General features: G+C 73.4%; 8 protein-coding genes. 5 read left to right on the top strand and 3 right to left on the bottom strand.

The window, feature by feature from the left end; genetic code table 11:
* Window positions 1–111: 111 nt before the first annotated feature.
* From JQN83_RS22290 to JQN83_RS22280, 3 genes are all read left to right on the top strand, one after another.
* Window positions 112–2,370, top strand: a complete 2,259-nt coding sequence (locus JQN83_RS22290) for a catalase (protein ID WP_208569098.1) — start codon at window positions 112–114, stop codon at window positions 2,368–2,370.
* A 96-nt stretch (window positions 2,371–2,466) separates the two neighbouring features.
* Window positions 2,467–2,907, top strand: coding sequence for an Rv0361 family membrane protein (locus tag JQN83_RS22285; RefSeq protein ID WP_208569097.1), 441 nt, complete (start codon window positions 2,467–2,469; stop codon window positions 2,905–2,907).
* Between the two features lie 161 nt (window positions 2,908–3,068).
* Window positions 3,069–4,727: a lectin gene (locus tag JQN83_RS22280; protein ID WP_208569096.1), complete on the top strand. Its 1,659-nt coding sequence runs from the start codon at window positions 3,069–3,071 to the stop codon at window positions 4,725–4,727.
* A gap of 142 nt (window positions 4,728–4,869) precedes the next feature.
* On the opposite strand, the gene JQN83_RS22275 is transcribed toward JQN83_RS22280, so the two are convergent.
* Window positions 4,870–5,718, bottom strand: coding sequence for an alpha/beta fold hydrolase (locus tag JQN83_RS22275; RefSeq protein WP_208569095.1), 849 nt, complete (start codon window positions 5,716–5,718; stop codon window positions 4,870–4,872).
* An 88-nt stretch (window positions 5,719–5,806) separates the two neighbouring features.
* Here JQN83_RS22275 and JQN83_RS22270 point away from each other — a divergent pair, with 88 nt between their 5' ends.
* Window positions 5,807–6,295, top strand: coding sequence for a MarR family transcriptional regulator (locus JQN83_RS22270; protein ID WP_208569094.1), 489 nt, complete (start codon window positions 5,807–5,809; stop codon window positions 6,293–6,295).
* A gap of 138 nt (window positions 6,296–6,433) precedes the next feature.
* Window positions 6,434–7,285 (top strand): formyltetrahydrofolate deformylase, encoded by an 852-nt coding sequence (gene purU, locus JQN83_RS22265; RefSeq protein ID WP_208569093.1) that lies wholly within the window; start codon window positions 6,434–6,436, stop codon window positions 7,283–7,285.
* A 77-nt stretch (window positions 7,286–7,362) separates the two neighbouring features.
* Here the strand turns inward: purU and JQN83_RS22260 are convergent, their stop codons facing one another.
* Window positions 7,363–8,997 carry a DHA2 family efflux MFS transporter permease subunit gene (locus JQN83_RS22260; protein ID WP_208569092.1) on the bottom strand — a complete coding sequence of 545 codons (1,635 nt, stop codon included), beginning with the start codon at window positions 8,995–8,997 and terminating at the stop codon, window positions 7,363–7,365.
* A gap of 62 nt (window positions 8,998–9,059) precedes the next feature.
* A complete protein-coding gene (locus JQN83_RS22255; protein ID WP_208569091.1) occupies window positions 9,060–17,420 on the bottom strand; it encodes a type I polyketide synthase in 8,361 nt (2,786 codons plus the stop codon).
* Window positions 17,421–17,453: the final 33 nt, after the last annotated feature.

The following is a 17,453-nucleotide window of genomic DNA, read 5'->3' as shown; positions in this document are numbered from 1 at the left end:
GCGGGGGCGGGGGCGGCGGAAACGTACCGGACGGCCCTGCGTGTTTTGCGGTGGGATGCCCGGGTAGGGGAAGAAGACCCGTTCCCCGCTCCGCAAAGAGGTGCCACCCAGATGGAATCCCGCAAGCCGACCGAAGTCGTCAAGGACGTGGTGGACGCCGCAGCCGAGAAGGTGTCCCACCTGATCACCCCCGAGGTGCCCGGCGCACCGGGCAGCGCCCCGCCGACCGTCGAGGAGCCCACCACCCCGCACGGTCCGCTGCCACCCAAGAAGGAACAGGGCGCACCGCAGACCCGTACCCCGACCGGCGCGGCCACCGGCGCACCGGCCGTCGCCAACGGCCAGCAGGGCGAGTTCCTCACCACCGCGCAGGGGGCCCGGCTGCGCGACACCGACCACTCACTCAAGGCCGGTCCGCGCGGGCCGACGCTGCTCCAGGACCACCACCTCCGCGAGAAGATCACCCATTTCGACCACGAACGCATCCCGGAGCGGGTGGTGCACGCCCGGGGCGCGGGCGCGCACGGCGTCTTCACCGGGTACGGCGCCGAGGAGATCACCCGGGCCGGCTTCCTGCGCAAGGGTAAGGAGACGCCGGTGTTCGTCCGGTTCTCCACCGTCCTGGGGTCCCGGGGCTCGGCCGACACCGTGCGGGACACCCGGGGGTTCGCCACCAAGTTCTACACCGACGAGGGCACCTTCGACCTGGTCGGCAACAACATGCCGGTCTTCTTCATCCAGGACGCGATCAAGTTCCCCGACATCATCCACGCCGGCAAGCCGCACCCGGACCGGGAGATCCCGCAGGCGCAGAGCGCGCACGACACCTTCTGGGACTTCGTCTCGCTGCACACCGAGGCGCAGCACCACACCATGTGGAACATGTCCGACCGGGGCATCCCGCGCTCGTACCGGACCATGGAGGGCTTCGGGGTGCACACCTTCCGGCTGGTCGACGCCGCCGGGGCGACGGTGCTGGCGAAGTTCCACTGGAAGCCGAAGCTGGGCGTGCACTCGCTGGACTGGGAGGAGGCGCAGCTGCTCAGCGGCATGGACCCCGACTTCCACCGGCGTGACCTCTACGACGCCATCGAGGCCGGCGCGTACCCGGAGTGGGAACTCGGCCTCCAGGTGTTCCCGGACACCCCGGAGGAGACCTTCGCCGGCATCGACCTGCTCGACCCCACCAAGATCGTGCCGGAGGAGCTGGCACCGGTGCAGCCGGTCGGGAAGCTGGTGCTCAACCGGACGCCGACGAACTTCTTCGCCGAGAGCGAGCAGGTCGCCTTCCACCTCGGCCACCTGGTGCCGGGCATCGACGTCACCAACGACCCGCTGTTGCAGGGCCGGCTCTTCTCGTACGTCGACACCCAGCTCACCCGGCTGGGCGGGCCGAACTTCTCGCAGCTCCCGATCAACCGGCCGCACGCGCCGGTCAACGACATGCTCCGCGACGGGTTCCACCAGCAGGCCGTGCACGCCGGGGTCGCGCCGTACCGGCCGAACTCGCTCGACGGGGGCAACCCGTTCCCGGCCGGGGACGCCGAGAACGCGTTCGTCGACGTGCCGGTGACCGTGGCCGAGGCCCCGAAGGTCCGGGCCAACCCGGCCTCCTTCGACGACCACTTCAGCCAGGCCCGGCTGTTCTGGCTGAGCATGTCGCCGGTGGAGCGGGAGCACATCGTCCGGGCCTACACCTTCGAGTTGGGCAAGTGCTACCACCAGGCGATCCGGGAACGGCAGTTGCAGTGCCTGGCCAACATCGACCCGGTGCTCTGCGCGCAGGTGGCCACCGGTCTGGGCCTGCCGACGCCGGAGCCGACCGTGCCGCTGGCCGACGTCGCGCCCAGCCCGGCGCTGTCCCAGCTCGGCCGCACCTGGCCGGCCGACGGCCGCACGGTCGGCATCGTGGTCGACGCGGACGCCGACACCGACGGCGTCGAGCAGGTACGCCGGGAGGTGTCCGCCGCCGGCATGGTGCCGCTGGTGATCGCCGCACACGGCGGCACGGTGGGCGACCTGACGGTGCAGCGGACCTTCGCCACCGGCCGCTCGGTCGAGCTGGACGCGCTGCTGCTGGCCGGGGCACCCGCGCCGGCACCGGACGCGCTGCCGGCCCGCGACGCCAAGGCGGGCGCGGCGGACGCCAGCGTCGTCGACCCCCGGGTGCTGCTGCTGGTGCAGGAGTGCTGGCGGCACGCCAAGGTGATCGGCGCATGGGGCGCGGGCGTGCGGGTGCTGGAGCTGGCCGGGGTGGCCGGCGCGGTGGGCGTGGTGGCCGGTGACTCGCCGACCGGCGTGCTCGCCGACGCGCAGGCCCTGCTGGCCGCGCACCGGGTCTGGGACCGGTTCCCCGCCTCGATCTCCTGACGAGGGCTGTCGACGGGTGTCCGCCGTGGTGCACGGTGGACACCCGTCGCGACCGGGCCGGCGGGCACCTTGCCGCCGGCCCGTACCGTCGGTGCAGTGGCCGCCGAGAAGGACCTCTCCGACCGGGGTTTCGTCATCGCCATCGTCGGCATCGGCGTGCTGCTCTGCTGTGGCACGCCCATCGCCGGCTTCTACCTGTCCCACAAGGACGCGAGGGAGGAGCCCGGCATCCGCGCCGCTGCCGACGCCTACCTGTCCGCCGTGGTCAGGCATGACGACAACGGCGCGTACGACATGTTGTGTGCGGCCGACCGACGCCGCGAGTCGCGGGCGGACTGGCTGGACCGTCCTGCGGGCGGGTACGGGGTGACCGGGTTCCGGATCACCGACGTGACGGTCGAGCGCCTGAGCGAGGGACCGACCCTGCGGTGGGTAACCGCCGAGGTCACCTATTCGGATCAGGCACCCCGGACGGTGGGGCTGAACGTCGAGCGGCAGGACGGCGACTGGAAGGTGTGCAGCCCGGACGTCCGGTGACCGGGCCCCGGACGGCGGGCGGTGCGGCCCGGCGAGGGCGGCGCAGGCCGGCCCCGGGTACGGCCGACGGGCGCGTATTGACGTCACATGTCAGACGAATTACGTTGGCGAGCGTCGATGCATTACGAATCGTGGCCTGCACCCCGGCAAGGAGCGTGCGCATGTTCAGACGACGAGTCGCCCTGCTGTCCCCCGTACTGCTGGCGGCGACCCTGGGCACGGCGGTGGTCACCGGCGCGGCGGTGCTCGGCGGCGCCCCGCCCGCGCAGGCGCTGGAGAACGGCCTGGCCCGCACCCCGCAGATGGGCTGGAACGACTGGAACTCCTTCGGGTGCAACGTCAACGAGACGCTCATCCGGCAGACCGCCGACACGCTGGTCTCAAGCGGCATGGCGGCGGCCGGCTACGAGTACGTCAACATCGACGACTGCTGGTCGACCAGACAGCGCAACGCCAGCGGCGACCTGGTCGCCGACCCGGCGAAGTTCCCCAGCGGCATGAAGGCGCTCGCCGACTACGTCCACGGCAAGGGGCTGAAGCTCGGCATCTACTCCTCGGCCGGGACGACCACCTGCGCCGGCTACCCGGCGAGCATCAACTACGAGCAGCGCGACGCCAACCTCTGGGCGTCCTGGGGCATCGACTACCTCAAGTACGACAACTGCGGCGACCACCTCGGTCGCAGCGGGCAGCAGCGCTACACGGCGATGCGGGACGCGCTGGCGGCGACCGGCCGGAAGATCCTCTACAGCCTGTGCAACTGGGGCCAGGAGAGCGTCTGGACCTGGGGCGCGTCGGTGGGCAACTCCTGGCGCAACACCGGCGACATCGGCGGCAACTGGAACTCCATCATGGGCATCCTCGACCAGCAGGTCGGCAAGGACTCGTACGCCCGGCCCGGCGCGTGGAACGACCCGGACATGCTGGAGGTCGGCAACGGCCCCACCGAGACCGAGTCGCGGGCCCACTTCAGCCTGTGGGCGCTGCTGAACGCCCCGCTGCTGGCCGGCAACGACCTGCGCTCCATGTCGGCGGCGACCCGGACCATCCTGACCAACACCGACGTCATCGCGGTCGACCAGGACTGGGGCGGCCGGCAGGGCTACAAGATCAGTGACAGCGGTGACCTGGAGGTCTGGCGCAAGCCGATGTCCACCGGAGCGGTGGCCACGGTGCTGCTCAACCGGGGCGGCGGCACGGCCACGGTCACCACCACGGCCAGCGCGCTCGGCCTCGGCAGCGCGTCGTCCTACGCGGTGCGGGACCTGTGGGCGCACAGCAACTCGACGTCGACCGGCACGATCAGCGCCTCGGTGCCGGCGCACGGCGCGGCGATGTTCCTGGTCACCGGCGGCGGCACACCCCCGCCCACCACCCCGCCGCCGACGACGCCACCCCCGACCACTCCCCCACCGACGACGCCCCCGCCGGGCACGACGTCGGCCGTACGCAGCGTCTCCGCCGGCCGGTGCCTCGACGTCAACGGCGCGACGCAGACCAACGGCGCGACCGCCATCGTCTGGGACTGCCACGGCCAGGCCAACCAGTCGTGGACCTCGACCGGCAGCCAGGAACTGCGGGTCTACGGCACCAAGTGCCTGGACGTCAACAACGCCGGCACCGCCAACGGCACCTCGGTGATCATCTGGGACTGCAACGGCCAGGCCAACCAGAAGTGGCGTTTCAACGCCGACGGCACCGTCACGGCCGTCGGCTCGGGCCGGTGCCTGGACCTGGTGGGCAACGGCACGGCCAACGGCACCCGTACCCAGATCTGGGACTGCAACGGCGCGACCAGCCAGCGGTGGAGTCGCGGCTGAACCGTCCCACCCCGGCACCGGCCGCCGATGCGCCACCGGCACGCGGGACCGCACCGCGGGTGGTCGCGCCCCCGGTACCACGCCGCACCGCGGGTGGTCGGCGCCCCGGTGCCACGCGCCGGTGGCCGGTCGGCTCCGCCGGTCAGCGCTGCGCGGCGGTGAGGACCCGGCGCAGCGTGGCCGCGTACCCCCGGGGGTGGGTGGTGTTGCCGTTGTGGCCGCCGGGGAAGACCACCGGTGCGGTCCCGAGCAGCTCGGCCAGCCGGTCGGCGCACCGGCGGTCGAAGACCTCCGGTGCGGTGCGGGCACCGACCGCCGGGACGATCCGGGTGCCGCAGCCGGGCAGGTCGGCCGGGCGCAGGTCGTCGCCGACGATCGCGGTGAAGTCCCGGCGGATGAACGTGTCGAAGTTGGCGACCCGGCGCGGCGTGAACGGTTGCGGGGTGAGGTCGGGCTCGGCCTCCTGGCAGGTCGGATCGATGCCGAGCACCCGGGCGATCTCGCGCATGGCCTCGGTCAGCCCACGGGCGGCGTAGAGGCGTTGGACGTCGAGCAGTTCGCGTTCGTGGCGGGTCCGCTCGCCGGTGGGCAGCAGCCGGGGCGAGACCGGTTCGTGGGCGACCAGCGTGTGCAGCCGACCGGGATGGTGGACGGCCAGGCGGAGCCCGATCGAGGCACCGAGGCTGCACCCGAGCATCGCGGCCGGCTCGTCGGTGAGGGCGGCCAGCAGGCGGGCGGCGTCGTCCGCGTGGTCGGCCAGGGTCACCGGCCGGTCGGGGTCGGTGAGCGCGCTGCGGGACAGCCCGCGCCGGTCGTAGGTCACCACGGTGTACGCGTCGGCGAGCTGTGCGACCAGGTCGGCGGTCCGGCGGGCGTCACCCTCACCGCTCTGGCCGATCAGCAGGACCGGGCCGCTGCCCCGGACCTCGTGGTAGAGGCGGGCGCCGGCGACGGCGAGCGTACCGGTCCGGAGGGTGTCGGTTGCGGACATGTGCATCTCCATGCGCTTGACGGACGGGCGGGCCCCGCGCCGATAAAAGCATCGTATCAGATGCATCTCGAATGATGGATCGTTTCTGATGTACTCTGAACGGGTGAACGGCATCGAGTTGTTCCTCCTGGGGCGCACCCTCATGAAGATCGGCGAAGAGGCGATCCCCACCGAGGGGGTAGACCCCCACCCGGCACTGCACCGCTCGGTGCTCATCGTGGCGAGCGACATCCGGGCCCACCCGGGCACCTCGGTCAGCGAGATCGCCGAGCGGACGGGCTTCCCGCAGAGCAAGGTGTCGGTCTGCGCCGCACGCCTGCGCAAGGCCGGTGCCATCGACGCGGTGGCCGACCCCCACGACCGGCGACGGCTGCTGCTGCACACCGCACAGCAGGTCTCCGACCGGGTCGTCCAGATCAGGGCCGCCTCGATCGACGGCGCGCTCGCCACGGCACTCGGCACCGACGACCCGCAGCGGATCGCCGAGATCACCGCCGCCCTGGAGACCCTCGCCCGCAGCCTCACCCCGCAGGCGCTCCTGCGGCTCCGCGGTGGCACCGAGGCGAGCGATGGATGAGCCCGACGGACGGGTGAACGACGGCACAGCGGCACAGCGGCACGACGGCACGACGCAGGATCCGCGTTAGGTCCGCAGGGCAGGCTCGGCGTCGGGGTGTCACCTTCCCGGGCACCCCGAGATCGTCGAGGAGAGCAGATGTCGGTCGACACCCTTCGTCTCATCGTGTCCAGCCCCGACCAGCCGGGGATCATCGCCGCCGTGGCCAGGTTCCTGCACCTGCGGGGAGCCAGCATCGTGGAGCTGGACCAGTACACCAGCGAACCCAGCGGCGGTCAGTTCTACCTGCGTACCGAGTTCACCATCGCACCCGAGCGACGGGCGGGCCTGAGCGACCAGTTCGCCACCGCCATCGCCGAGCCGTTCGGCATGCGGTGGCGGTTCAGCGACGCCCGACAGGTCAAGCGGATCGCGATCCTGGCCTCGCGGGCCGACCACTGCCTGGTCGACCTGCTCTGGCGGTGGCGGCGCGGAGAGCTGGCCGCGGACGTCACCCTGGTCGCCTCGAACCACCCCGTCCTGCGCGACACCGTCACCGGATTCGGTGTGCCCTTCCACGAGGTCCCGGTCCGGCCCGACGCCCGGGACGCCGCCGAGGGCACCCTCGCCGACCTGCTGGCCGGGCAGTGCGACCTGATCGTGCTGGCCCGCTACATGCAGATCCTCAGCGGCGGGTTCCTGGAGAAGGTCGGCGTCCCGGTGATCAACATCCACCACTCGTTCCTACCGGCGTTCCCCGGCGCCGGCCCGTACGAGCGGGCCCGGCAGCGCGGCGTGAAGCTCATCGGCGCCACCGCGCACTACGTCACCGCCGCGCTGGACGAGGGGCCGATCATCGAGCAGGACGTGATCCGCACCTCGCACCGGGACACCACCGCCACCCTGGTCCGGCTCGGCGCGGACGTGGAACGGACCGTCCTGGCCAGAGCCGTCGAGTGGCACTGCGCCGACCGGCTACTCCAGTACGACAACCGGGTGCTGGTCTTCTGAACCCCGCCCGACCCGAGACGACGTGTCCCCGGCCGCGACTGCGGACCGGGGACACGTCGTCTCGGGTGTCAGCCGTGCTACGTACGGCTTGCCTCGGTCGAGGCCACCGCAGCCGCAGCGGCCGGCGCGGGTGCGGGCACCGCGGTACCCGGCGGGGTCGGGGCCGGGGGCCGCCGCCGGACGAACGTGGTGAGCACCGCCGCGACCACGACGATGGCGATCGGGAAGAGGAAGTTGGTCTTCAACATGGACAGGAAGGCATGGTCGTACACGTTGGTGAAGACCGTCGCGATCTGGGCCCGGAGCTGGTCCGGCAGGTCGCCCGACAGGTGACCGAAGATGCCACCGGGACCACCGGCCCCGGCCTGCACCCCGGCGTCGACGAACCGGTCTCGCACGTCCGCCGGCAACTGCCCGGCCTGCGCGGTCGCCTCCTCCCGGACCGTGGTGGCGAGCCGGCTCTGGATCAGCGCGCCGACGATCGCCAGGCCGAGCACCGAACCGAGCTGCCGCACCGTGTTGTTCAGCCCGGACGCCGCCCCGGCCAGGCGCGGGTTGACCCCGCGCATGGCCTCGGTCGCCATCGGCGCGAGCAGCGACCCGGTGCCGAGGCCGGCGACGAGCAGACCGGGCACGAAGGTGTACCACTTGCTGTCCAGCTGGGCCAGGCTGACCAGGATCACCATGCCGATGGCGTACATGGTGAGGCCGAACAGCAGGACGAACTTGCCGCCGATGCGGTCCGACAGCCGCCCCGCGAACGGGGACACGATGATCGCGACCAGCGGCGAGGGCGCCAGCGTGAGACCGGCGTGCAGCGCGTCCATCCCCAGGACCTGCTGGAGGTAGAGGTTCATCGGCAGGACCAGCCCGAGCATCGCCATCGAGACGACGGCCGCGTTGATGCTCATGATCGTGTAGTTGCGGTCCCGGAACAACGCGAACGGCACCAGCGGCTCGTCGTCCTGCTTGGTGCGCTGGTGGGCGATGAAGACGCCGATCAGCACCACGCCGGCGGCGAGCAACGCCCAGATCTGCACGCTCCAGTCGTAGCGCTCGCCCTCGTTGAGGGCGAACACCACGCAGAACAGTGCCGCGGTGGCGATCAGCACGCCGACGATGTCGAAGCTGTGCTTGCGGTCCGGCTTCATGTTGGGGATGAGCAGCGGGGTCAGCACCAGCACGGCGATGCCCAGCGGCACGTTGACGAAGAAGATCGACCGCCAGCCGAAGGTCGACACCAGCAGGCCGCCGAGGGTCGGGCCGGAGATGGTGGCGACACCGGCGACGGCACCCCACACGCCCATGGCCGTCCCCCGCCGCTGCGGCGGGAAGATGCCGATGATCATCGCGAGGGTCTGCGGCACCATCATCGCCGCGCCGATGCCCTGCACGGCCCGCGCGCCGATGAGCTGGCCGGGGCTCTGCGCCGCGCCGCAGACGATGCTCGCCACGGTGAAGACCGCCGTGCCGGTGAGGAACAGCAGCCGTGGCCCCTTGAGGTCACCGAGCCGCCCGGTCGTGATCAACAGGACGGCGAGGACCAGCGAGTACGCGCTGATCACCCAGAGCACCTGGTTGAACGAGGCGCCCAGGTCGGACATCACGTCCGGGATGGCGATGTTGACGATCGTGAGATCCAACAGGGTCATGAAGAAACCGATCGACAGTGTCGCCAGCACCGCCCACGGGTTTCCGCGCAGCCTATTCAAGATATTTCCCTTCCATGCCTCATGATGCGGTTGCCGGTGCCGACCACACGGTCGCGTGCCGGTCAGGGGAGCCGATCCGGATGCGGACCGCTGAGCTCCCGGTCCAATGTGTGAAACAGGTCGTCGTCGTCGATCGTGTCGAGTTCGTCGGCGCCCCCGGCGGCTTCGTCGCCGCCCTGCCGGCCCTGCCAGTTCCACAGCAGATTCCTCAGTCGCTCACCGATGTCGTCCTCCTCCCCGTCGGGGATGTCGCGGGTGGCCAGCAGAGCGTCCAGCCGGTCCAGCACGGCCAGCACCGCTCCGGCGGGTTCACCGGTCTCCGGCACCAGACGGGTGCCGATCTGCTCCGACAGCGCCACCGCGGTCGGAAAGTCGAAGACGAGCGTGGTCGGCAGCCGCAGTCCCGTGACGGTGTTCAGCCGGTTGCGCAGCTCCACCGCCGTGAGCGAGTCGAAACCCATGTCGCGCAGGCTGCGCTCGTCGTCCACGGCCTCCGCGTCGGTGTAACCCAGGACGCCGCGGATCTCCGTGCGGACCAGGTCCAGCAGCAGCTCGCCACGCTGCTGGGTCGACAGGGCGGCCAGGCTGTCGGTGAGACTGCCCGGGTCGTTCCCGGGGACGGAGCTCACGGCCGCCGCCCGGCGGGCCGGCACGGGCACCACGGGAGCCAGTGCGGTGAGGACGTCCGGCAGCCCACCGGCCCCGGCCGCCGCGCGTAGTGCCGACGGCGCGAACGCCGCAGCCACCACGACCGGCGGGAGGTACGGGTCGACCCCGGCGAGCGCCTCGTCGAGCAGGCCCAGCGCATCGGCCGCGGCCATCGGGGAGATGCCGATGCGGGCCAGCCGGGCCCGGTCCGCCGCGCCCAGCTCGCCGGCCATACCGCCGGTGCCCCACAGCCCCCAGCCGACGGCCAGGCCGGGAAGTCCCTCGGCGCGACGCTGCCCGGCCAGCGCCTCCAGGAAACCGTTGGCCGCCGCGTAGTTGGCCTGACCGGCGGTCCCGACGGTGGCCGCCACCGACGAGAACAGCACGAAAGCCGAGAGGCGTCGACCCCGGGTGAGTTCGTGCAGGTTCCACGCGCCCCGGGCCTTGGGGCGCAGCACGGCGGCACAGCGTTGCGCGGTCAGCCCGGTGAGCACCCCGTCGTCGAGCACACCGGCGGCGTGGAAGACCGCACCCGGCTGGTACGCGTCGAGCACCTCGGCCAACCGGTCCCGGTCGGCGACGTCGCAGGCGACGACGGTGGCGGTGGCACCGGCGGCGGTCAGGTCGGCGAGCAGTTCCGCCGCGCCGGGCGCCTGCGGGCCGCGCCGGGCGGTCAACACCAGCCGACGGACACCCTGGGCGACGAGGTGCCGGGCGAGCACGGCCCCCACCGCGCCGGTCGCACCCGTGATCAGCACGGGGCCGTCGGCGTCGAGCCGGTCACCCGTCGTGGCCGTCGGGTCCGGCCGGTCCCCGGCGGTCCGGGCCGGGGCGGGAAGCGGGGCGAGCCGGGGAGCGAGGGCGACGCCGTCACGCAGGGCCAGCCGGGGATCCCGGGCGGCCAGCGCCATCGGCAGGGCGGTGATCGAGGCCGGCGTGCCGTCCACGTCGACCACCGTGATCCGGCCCGGGTGCTCGCTCTGCGCGCTACCGAGCATCGCCCACACCGCGGCCATCGCCGGATCGGGCGTCTCACCCGGGCGCGCGGCGACCGCCAGCTCGGTGAGCACCACCAGACCGACGTCCGCGAGCAGGTCGTCGGCCAGCCACTGCTGCAACAACTCCAGCGTGTCGGCGACGGCCCGCTCGGCGGCCAACGGCGGTGCGAGCGCGGCCATCGCCCGGCTCGTGGCGATCGAGGAGACGGCGTCGACCACGATCACCGACGGCGGCGGGGCCCCGTTCGTCACCGCCTCGTGGACGGCCGTCATGTCGACGAAGAGGGCGGCCGGGCCGAGCAGCTCCGCCGCCGAGTCGGCCAGGACGCGACCGTCGTCGAGCACCGCCCACCGGGGGTGCGGGCTCGGGTCGACGGCCGGCAGCGCCACGGGGTGCCAGTCGAGACGGTAGAGGCCACCCGTCGGCCCGCTGTCCGGCTGGTACGGCCGCAGGGTCAACTCGTCGATGTCGGCGATCGGCGCACCGGCGGGGTCGACCAACGACACGGTGACGGTGCCGGCCCCGGAGCCCGGCGCGAGCCGTACCCGGGCGGTGGTCGCGCCGCCGGCGTGCAGGGCGAAACCGGCGACGGTGAACGGCAGGTGCAGCCGGTCGGTCGGTGGGACGCCGAACGCGACGGCGCGCAGTGCCGCATCGAGCAGCGCCGGGTGCAGGCCGAAACCGGCGGCGTCGGACGACACCTCGTCGGGCAGGGCCACCTCGGCGTAGTGGACGTCACCGGCCCGCCAGAGCGCCCGTACGCCCGCGAAGGCCGGGCCGATCGCCAGGCCGGCGGCCACCAGGTCGGCGTGCAGGGCGTCCGGGTCCACCGGCGACGCCCCGTGCGGCGGCCACGGCGCGTCGCCCTCGGGCCACCCGGCGGGCGTGGCCGCCTCGGTGCCGAGCACTCCGTCGGCGTTGAGCCGCCACGGCGTGGAGCGGTCCTGCGGTTGGGTGTGCACGGTGAAGGCCCGACGCCCCGACCCGTCGGCCGGCCGGACGGTGACCTGGAGCCGGACGGCCTCCTGCGCCGGCAGCACGATCGGCGTCCGGAAGGTGAGCTCGTCGACCCGCCCGCACCCGACCTGGTCGCCAGCCCGGACGGCCAGGTCGGCGATCGCCGCGCCGGGCAGCGTGACCACCCCGCCGACCGCGTGGTCGGCCAGCCACGGCTGGTCGGCCACCGAGAGTCGACCGGTGAGCAGCTCACCCGCCCCGTCGGCCAGCTCGACCACGGCACCGAGCAGGGGGTGGCCCGCCGTGTCCTGGCCGGCGGCGCGGGTGTCCCCGACCGGGGCCGGGGCGTCGAGCCAGTGCCGCGTGGCCTGGAACGGGTAGGTGGGCAACGCGACCAGTCGGCCGGCCGGATTGCGCGCGGCCAGCACCGCCACCGGGTCGGGGTGTTCGACGTTGGCCAGTACCGTCGCCACGGCCACCGCGAAGGTGTCCTGCTCCGGCTGGGCGGTCCGCAACGCGGCCACGGTCACCGGTGCCGGCTCCGCACCGCCGATGCTGCCCTGCACCATCGCGGCGAGCACCGGGTCCGGTCCCAGCTCGACGAAGATCCGGACCCCGTCGGCGTGCAGGGTGCGGACCCCGTCGTGGAACCGGACCGTGCCGCGCAGGTGACGGGCCCAGTAGTCGGGTGAGGTCAGTTCCTCGGTGGTGGCCGTGCGACCGGTGACGTTGGAGACGATCGGGATCTCGGGTTCGTGGAAGGTCAACTCGCCGGCGAGGCGGACGAACTCCGCCAGCACACCGTCCATGTGTGCGGAGTGGAAGGCGTGGCTGACGCGCAGCTGCCGGATGCCGAGGCCGTCGGCCCGGCACCGCTCGGCGACCCGCTGCGCCGCGTCGGCGTCGCCGGAGACGACCACCGACTCCGGGCCGTTGATCCCGGCGATGCTCAACCGGTGCGCGTCCGGCCCGAGCAGGGCGGTCACGGTGGCCTCGTCGGCCCGGATCGAGATCATCGCGCCGCCCTCGGGGGCCGACTCCATCAGCCGGCCGCGGGCCGCCACCAGCCGGCACGCGTCGGGCAGGGTGAGCACCCCGGCCACGTGCGCGGCGACGACCTCACCGATCGAGTGGCCGATCAGCCGGTCCGCGACGATGCCGGCCCGCTCGACCAGCCGGTAGAGCGCCGTCTGCACCGCGAACAGGGCCGCCTGGGTGTAGCGGGTCCGGTCCAGCAGCGCGGCGTCGGCCGAGTCGGGGGCGGCGAAGACCACTGCGCGCAGGGGACGGTCCAGGTAGGGGTCGAGGTGGGCGCAGACCGCGTCGAAGGCCGCTGCGAAGACGGGTTCGGTGGCGTACAACTCGGCACCCATGCCGGGACGCTGGCTGCCCTGCCCGGTGAACATCAGGGCCAACCCGCCGGGTGTGCCGCGCCCGGTGACGACGCCGCCGGCCACGCCGCCGTCGGCGAGCGCGGACAGGCCGGCGAGCAGGCCGTCGTGGTCCCGGCAGACCAGCACCGCGCGGTGCGCGAACACCGCCCGCCGACCCAGGGTGTACGCCGTGTCCGCGACCAGCGCCCGCCGCCCGTCCCGGTCGTCGGAGCCGGGCGGCAGGTCGGCCAGGGCGGCGGCGAACCGGCGGGCCTGACCGCGCAGTGCCTCGGCGGTACGCGCCGAGAGGGGAACGAGGACCGGGAGGGCCGGCGCCCCGGCACCGCCGTCGTCCGTGCCCGGCGCTACCCCGGCCGGTCCCTCCCCCGCGTCGGCGGACGGGCTGTCCGAAACGTCGTCGCCGGGGCGTCCGGCCGGCGCGGGAGCTTCGACGATGACGTGGGCGTTGGTGCCACTGATGCCGAACGACGAGATGCCCGCCCGGCGGGGACGGTCGGCCACCGCGACCCAGTCCCGGGCCTCGTCGAGCAGGCGGACCGCGCCGGCCGACCAGTCCACGTGCGGCGTCGGCTCCTGCACGTGCAGGGTGCGCGGGAGGGTGCCGTGGCGCATCGCGAGCACCATCTTGATCACACCACCCACCCCGGCGGCGGCCTGCGCGTGGCCGATGTTGGACTTGAGCGAGCCGAGCCACAGCGGCGTCTGCGGGGAGCGTCCGACGCCGTACGTCGCGATGAGGGCCTCGGCTTCGATCGGGTCGCCGAGCCGGGTGCCGGTGCCGTGGGCCTCCACCGCGTCGACGTCGACGCCGGTGAGCCCGGCCGAGGCGAGCGCCTGCCGGATCACCGCACGCTGGGCCGCCCCGTTCGGCGCGGTCATCCCGTTGCTGGCCCCGTCCTGGTTGACGGCGGAGCCGCTCAACACGGCGAGCACCTCGTGCCCGTTGCGTTCGGCGTCGGAGAGCCGTTCGAGCAGCAGCAGACCGACCCCCTCGGCCCATCCGGTGCCCGTCGCCGACGACGAGAAGGCCCGGCACCGGCCGTCGGTGGAGAGCGCGCCCTGCCTGCTGAACTCGATGAACGTCTTGGGGGTGGCCATCACGGTGACACCACCGGCGAGGGCCATCGTGCACTCGCCCCGACGCAGGGCCTGCGCCGCCAGGTGCACCGACACCAGCGACGAGGAGCAGGCCGTGTCGACGGTGACGGCCGGACCCTCCAACCCGAAGGTGTACGCGATGCGTCCCGAGGCGACACTGCCGGCACTGCCGTTGTAGAGGTAGCCCTCGGAGGACCCGGGAGCGGTGGCGAGCCGGGCCCCGTAGTCGCCGTACATCACCCCGACGAACACGCCGGTACGGCTGCCGCGCAGGGTGGCCGACGGCAGGCCGGCCCGTTCGAACGTCTCCCAGGCGGTCTGGAGCAGCAGCCGTTGCTGGGGGTCCATCGCGGCGGCCTCGCGGGGGTTGATGCCGAAGAAGTCGGCGTCGAACCGGTCGGCGTCGTAGAGGAAACCACCCTGGTCGGCGTGGCTGGTGCCGGGCCCGTCCGAGCCGGAGTCGAGCAGACCGGACATGTCCCAGCCCCGGTTGCGGGGGAACCCGCCCACCGCGTCCACGCCGTCGGCGACGAGCCGCCACAGCTGTTCCGGGGACTCGACACCACCCGGGTAGCGGCAGCCCATCGCCACGATCGCGATGGGTTCGTCGGCCGGCCCGACCGTCGGGGCGACCGGCGTCGGGGCGGGACCGGTGCCGCCGGAGACCCGCTGGTCGAGGTGTTCGGCGAGCGCGGCCGGGGTGGGGTGGTCGAAGACCAGGGTGACCGGCAGGGTGATCCCGGTGGCGGCCCCGATCCGGTTGCGCAGCTCGACCGCGCTGAGCGAGTCGAAGCCGAAGTCCTTGAAGGTGCGGTCGGCCTCCATCGTCCCGGCCGGGTCGTGTCCGAGGACGGTGAGCACCGCGCCGCGCAGGAGCTCGGTGACCGCCTCCCGACGCCGGGCCGCAGGGAGCGCCGCCATCCGCCGCTCCCAGGACTGACCGGCGTCGACACCGGCGGTCGCCCGCACCCGGCGTGGGGCGACCCGGACCAGGTCCCCGAACAGGGCGGGCAGCAGCCCGGCGGTGGCCTTCGCGCGGAGCGCGGCCCCGTCCAGCCGGGCGGCGACCACGGTCGCCGGCAACGGGTCCGGGCCGGTCGGGTGGCCCGCCCGGACCGCCTCGAACAGCGCCAGACCCGCCGCCTCGTCCAACGCGCCGATCCCGTCGCGGCCCAGCCGGTTCAGGTCGGTCCGGCTCAGGTGGGCGGTCATGCCGGAGGCCGTGGCCCACAGGCCCCAGGCGATGCTGGTGGCCGGCAGGCCGTGGGCGCGTCGGTGGGCGGCCAGGCCGTCCAGGAAGCCGTTCGCCGCCGTGTAGTTGGCCTGACCGGCGTTGCCCAGGGTCGCGGTCACCGACGAGAAGAGCACGAACTCGGCCAGGTCGAGGTCGCGGGTCAACTCGTGCAGGTGCCACGCCGCGGTCTTCGGCCGCAGGACGGCGTCGAGCTGCTCGGGGCGCAGGGAGGTGAGCAGTCCGTCGTCCAGCACCCCGGCGGCGTGCACCACGGCGGTGAGCGGGTACGCGGCGGGGATCGCGTCGAGCAGCCGGGCGAGCTGCGTCCGGTCGGTCACGTCGCAGGCCGCCACCTCCACCCGGGCGTCGAGGTCGCCCAGTGCGGCGGTCAACTCGTCCATCCCGGGTGCGGCGGCACCGCGCCGGGCGACGAGCAGCAGCCGCTGGGTGGGATACCGGGTGGCCAAGTGACGGGCGAAGACCCCACCGAGCACCCCGGAGGCACCGGTGATCAGGACGGTGCCGTCGTTGCGCGTCCCGGCGGCGGCCCGCAGGGCGTCGCCGGGTGGGGCGAGCCGGGTGAGCCGGGCCCGGTGCTCGACGCCGCAGCGGATGGCGAGCTGTGGCTCGGTGCCGCACCCGGCGACGGTGACGGCGGCCCGGGAGCGCTCGTCGTCGTCCAGGTCGATCAGCACGATCCGGTCCGGGTGCTCGATCTGGGCGGTACGCAGCAACCCCCACACGGCGGCGGCAGCCGGATCGACGTCCTCGTCGGGCCCGACCGCGACCCCGCCACGGGTCACCACGACCAGCTTCGACGGCTGGGCCCCGCCCGGTGCCCCGTCGGTGCCGGCCCCGGTCAGCCAGTGGGTGACCTCGGTGTGGACCTCGTGCACCAGCAACCGGGCGGCCTCGGCGGCGTCGCCGTCGGTGGTGGTGCCGACCCCCCGGTCGGTCAGATCCAGCACCTGCCGGTCGGGTGCGTCCGACGGGTCCGCCGCGGCGGGCTCCCGGTCACCGGAGGGTGACCAGGTGATGGCGTACAGGCCGCCGTCGGTGGCGGGCCCCCGCAGGCCACCGGGGATGGGCCGCATCACGAGCGTGTCCACGGTGGCCAGCGCCGCGCCGGTCGGGTCGGTGACGACCAGGTGCAGGACACCGGGTGCGGTCCGGGTGAGCTGGACCCGGGCCGTGGTCGCCGCCGTGCGGTGCAGCGCGACGCCGGACCAGGCGAAGGGCAGCTCCACCGGCGCGGCGGGTGCCTCCGGGTCGGTCAGGCCGGCGTGCAGGGCCGCGTCGAGCAGCGCCGGGTGGATGGCGAAGGCGGTCACCTCGGCGTGCTGCTCGGCGGCGAGCGCCACCTCCGCGAAGACCTGGTTTCCGCGCCGCCAGGCGGCCTGTACGCCCTGGAAAGCCGGGCCGTAGTGGTAGCCCCGGGTAGCCAGGTCGGAGTAGAGCCCGACGCAGTCGAGGGGTTCCGCGTCGGCCGGCGGCCAGGTGTCGGCCAGGCCCTCGGCCGGTGCCCGGTCGTCACTGTCGGAGAGGACACCGGCGGCGCACGTCGTCCAGTCCGTCTCGCCGGAGCCGCTCCGGGCGAAGATGGACACCGGCCGGCGACCGGCGTCGTCAGCGGCGTCGACCACGGCGCGCAGTTGCACGGAACCGGTGGTCAGGACGAGCGGTTGGTGCAGGGTCAACTCGTCGACGTGGCCACAGCCGACCTCGTCACCGGCGCGCAGTGCCATGTCGAGAAAGGCCGTACCGGGCAGGACGACCGTGTCGCCGACCGCGTGGTCACGCAGCCACGGCTGGTCGGTCAGGGACACCCTGCCGGTCAGTACCACCCCGCCGGAGCCGGGCAACTCCACCGCGGCACCGAGCAGCGCGTGGCCGGTGGCGGTCGTGTCGTCGCCGGTGTTGCGGGGTGCCTCCAACCAGTACCGCTCCCCCTGGAACGCATACGTCGGCACATCCACCAACCGACCCGCACCCACCACCCGACGCCAATCAACCTCCACCCCCGCAACAAACGCCTCACCCAACGACAACAACACCCGACCCACACCACCCTCACCCCGACGCAACGTCGGCACCACCACACCACCCGAACCCACCACACCCAACGA

This window comes from Micromonospora antibiotica (assembly GCF_017599305.1).
Taxonomy (GTDB): Bacteria; Actinomycetota; Actinomycetes; order Mycobacteriales; family Micromonosporaceae; genus Micromonospora; species Micromonospora antibiotica.
The sequence above is the reverse complement of the archived record's forward strand: the minus strand, read 5'-3'. Positions and strand labels throughout refer to the sequence as shown.

Excerpts from the sequence above, each read along its gene's own strand:
- JQN83_RS22280 (WP_208569096.1), top strand. The coding sequence starts at position 3,069 with ATGTTCAGACGACGAGTCGCCCTGCTGTCCCCCGTACTGCTGGCGGCG.
- JQN83_RS22270 (WP_208569094.1), top strand. The coding sequence starts at position 5,807 with ATGTACTCTGAACGGGTGAACGGCATCGAGTTGTTCCTCCTGGGGCGC.
- JQN83_RS22290 (WP_208569098.1), top strand. The coding sequence starts at position 112 with ATGGAATCCCGCAAGCCGACCGAAGTCGTCAAGGACGTGGTGGACGCC.
- JQN83_RS22275 (WP_208569095.1), bottom strand. The coding sequence starts at position 5,718 with ATGTCCGCAACCGACACCCTCCGGACCGGTACGCTCGCCGTCGCCGGC.
- purU (WP_208569093.1), top strand. The coding sequence starts at position 6,434 with ATGTCGGTCGACACCCTTCGTCTCATCGTGTCCAGCCCCGACCAGCCG.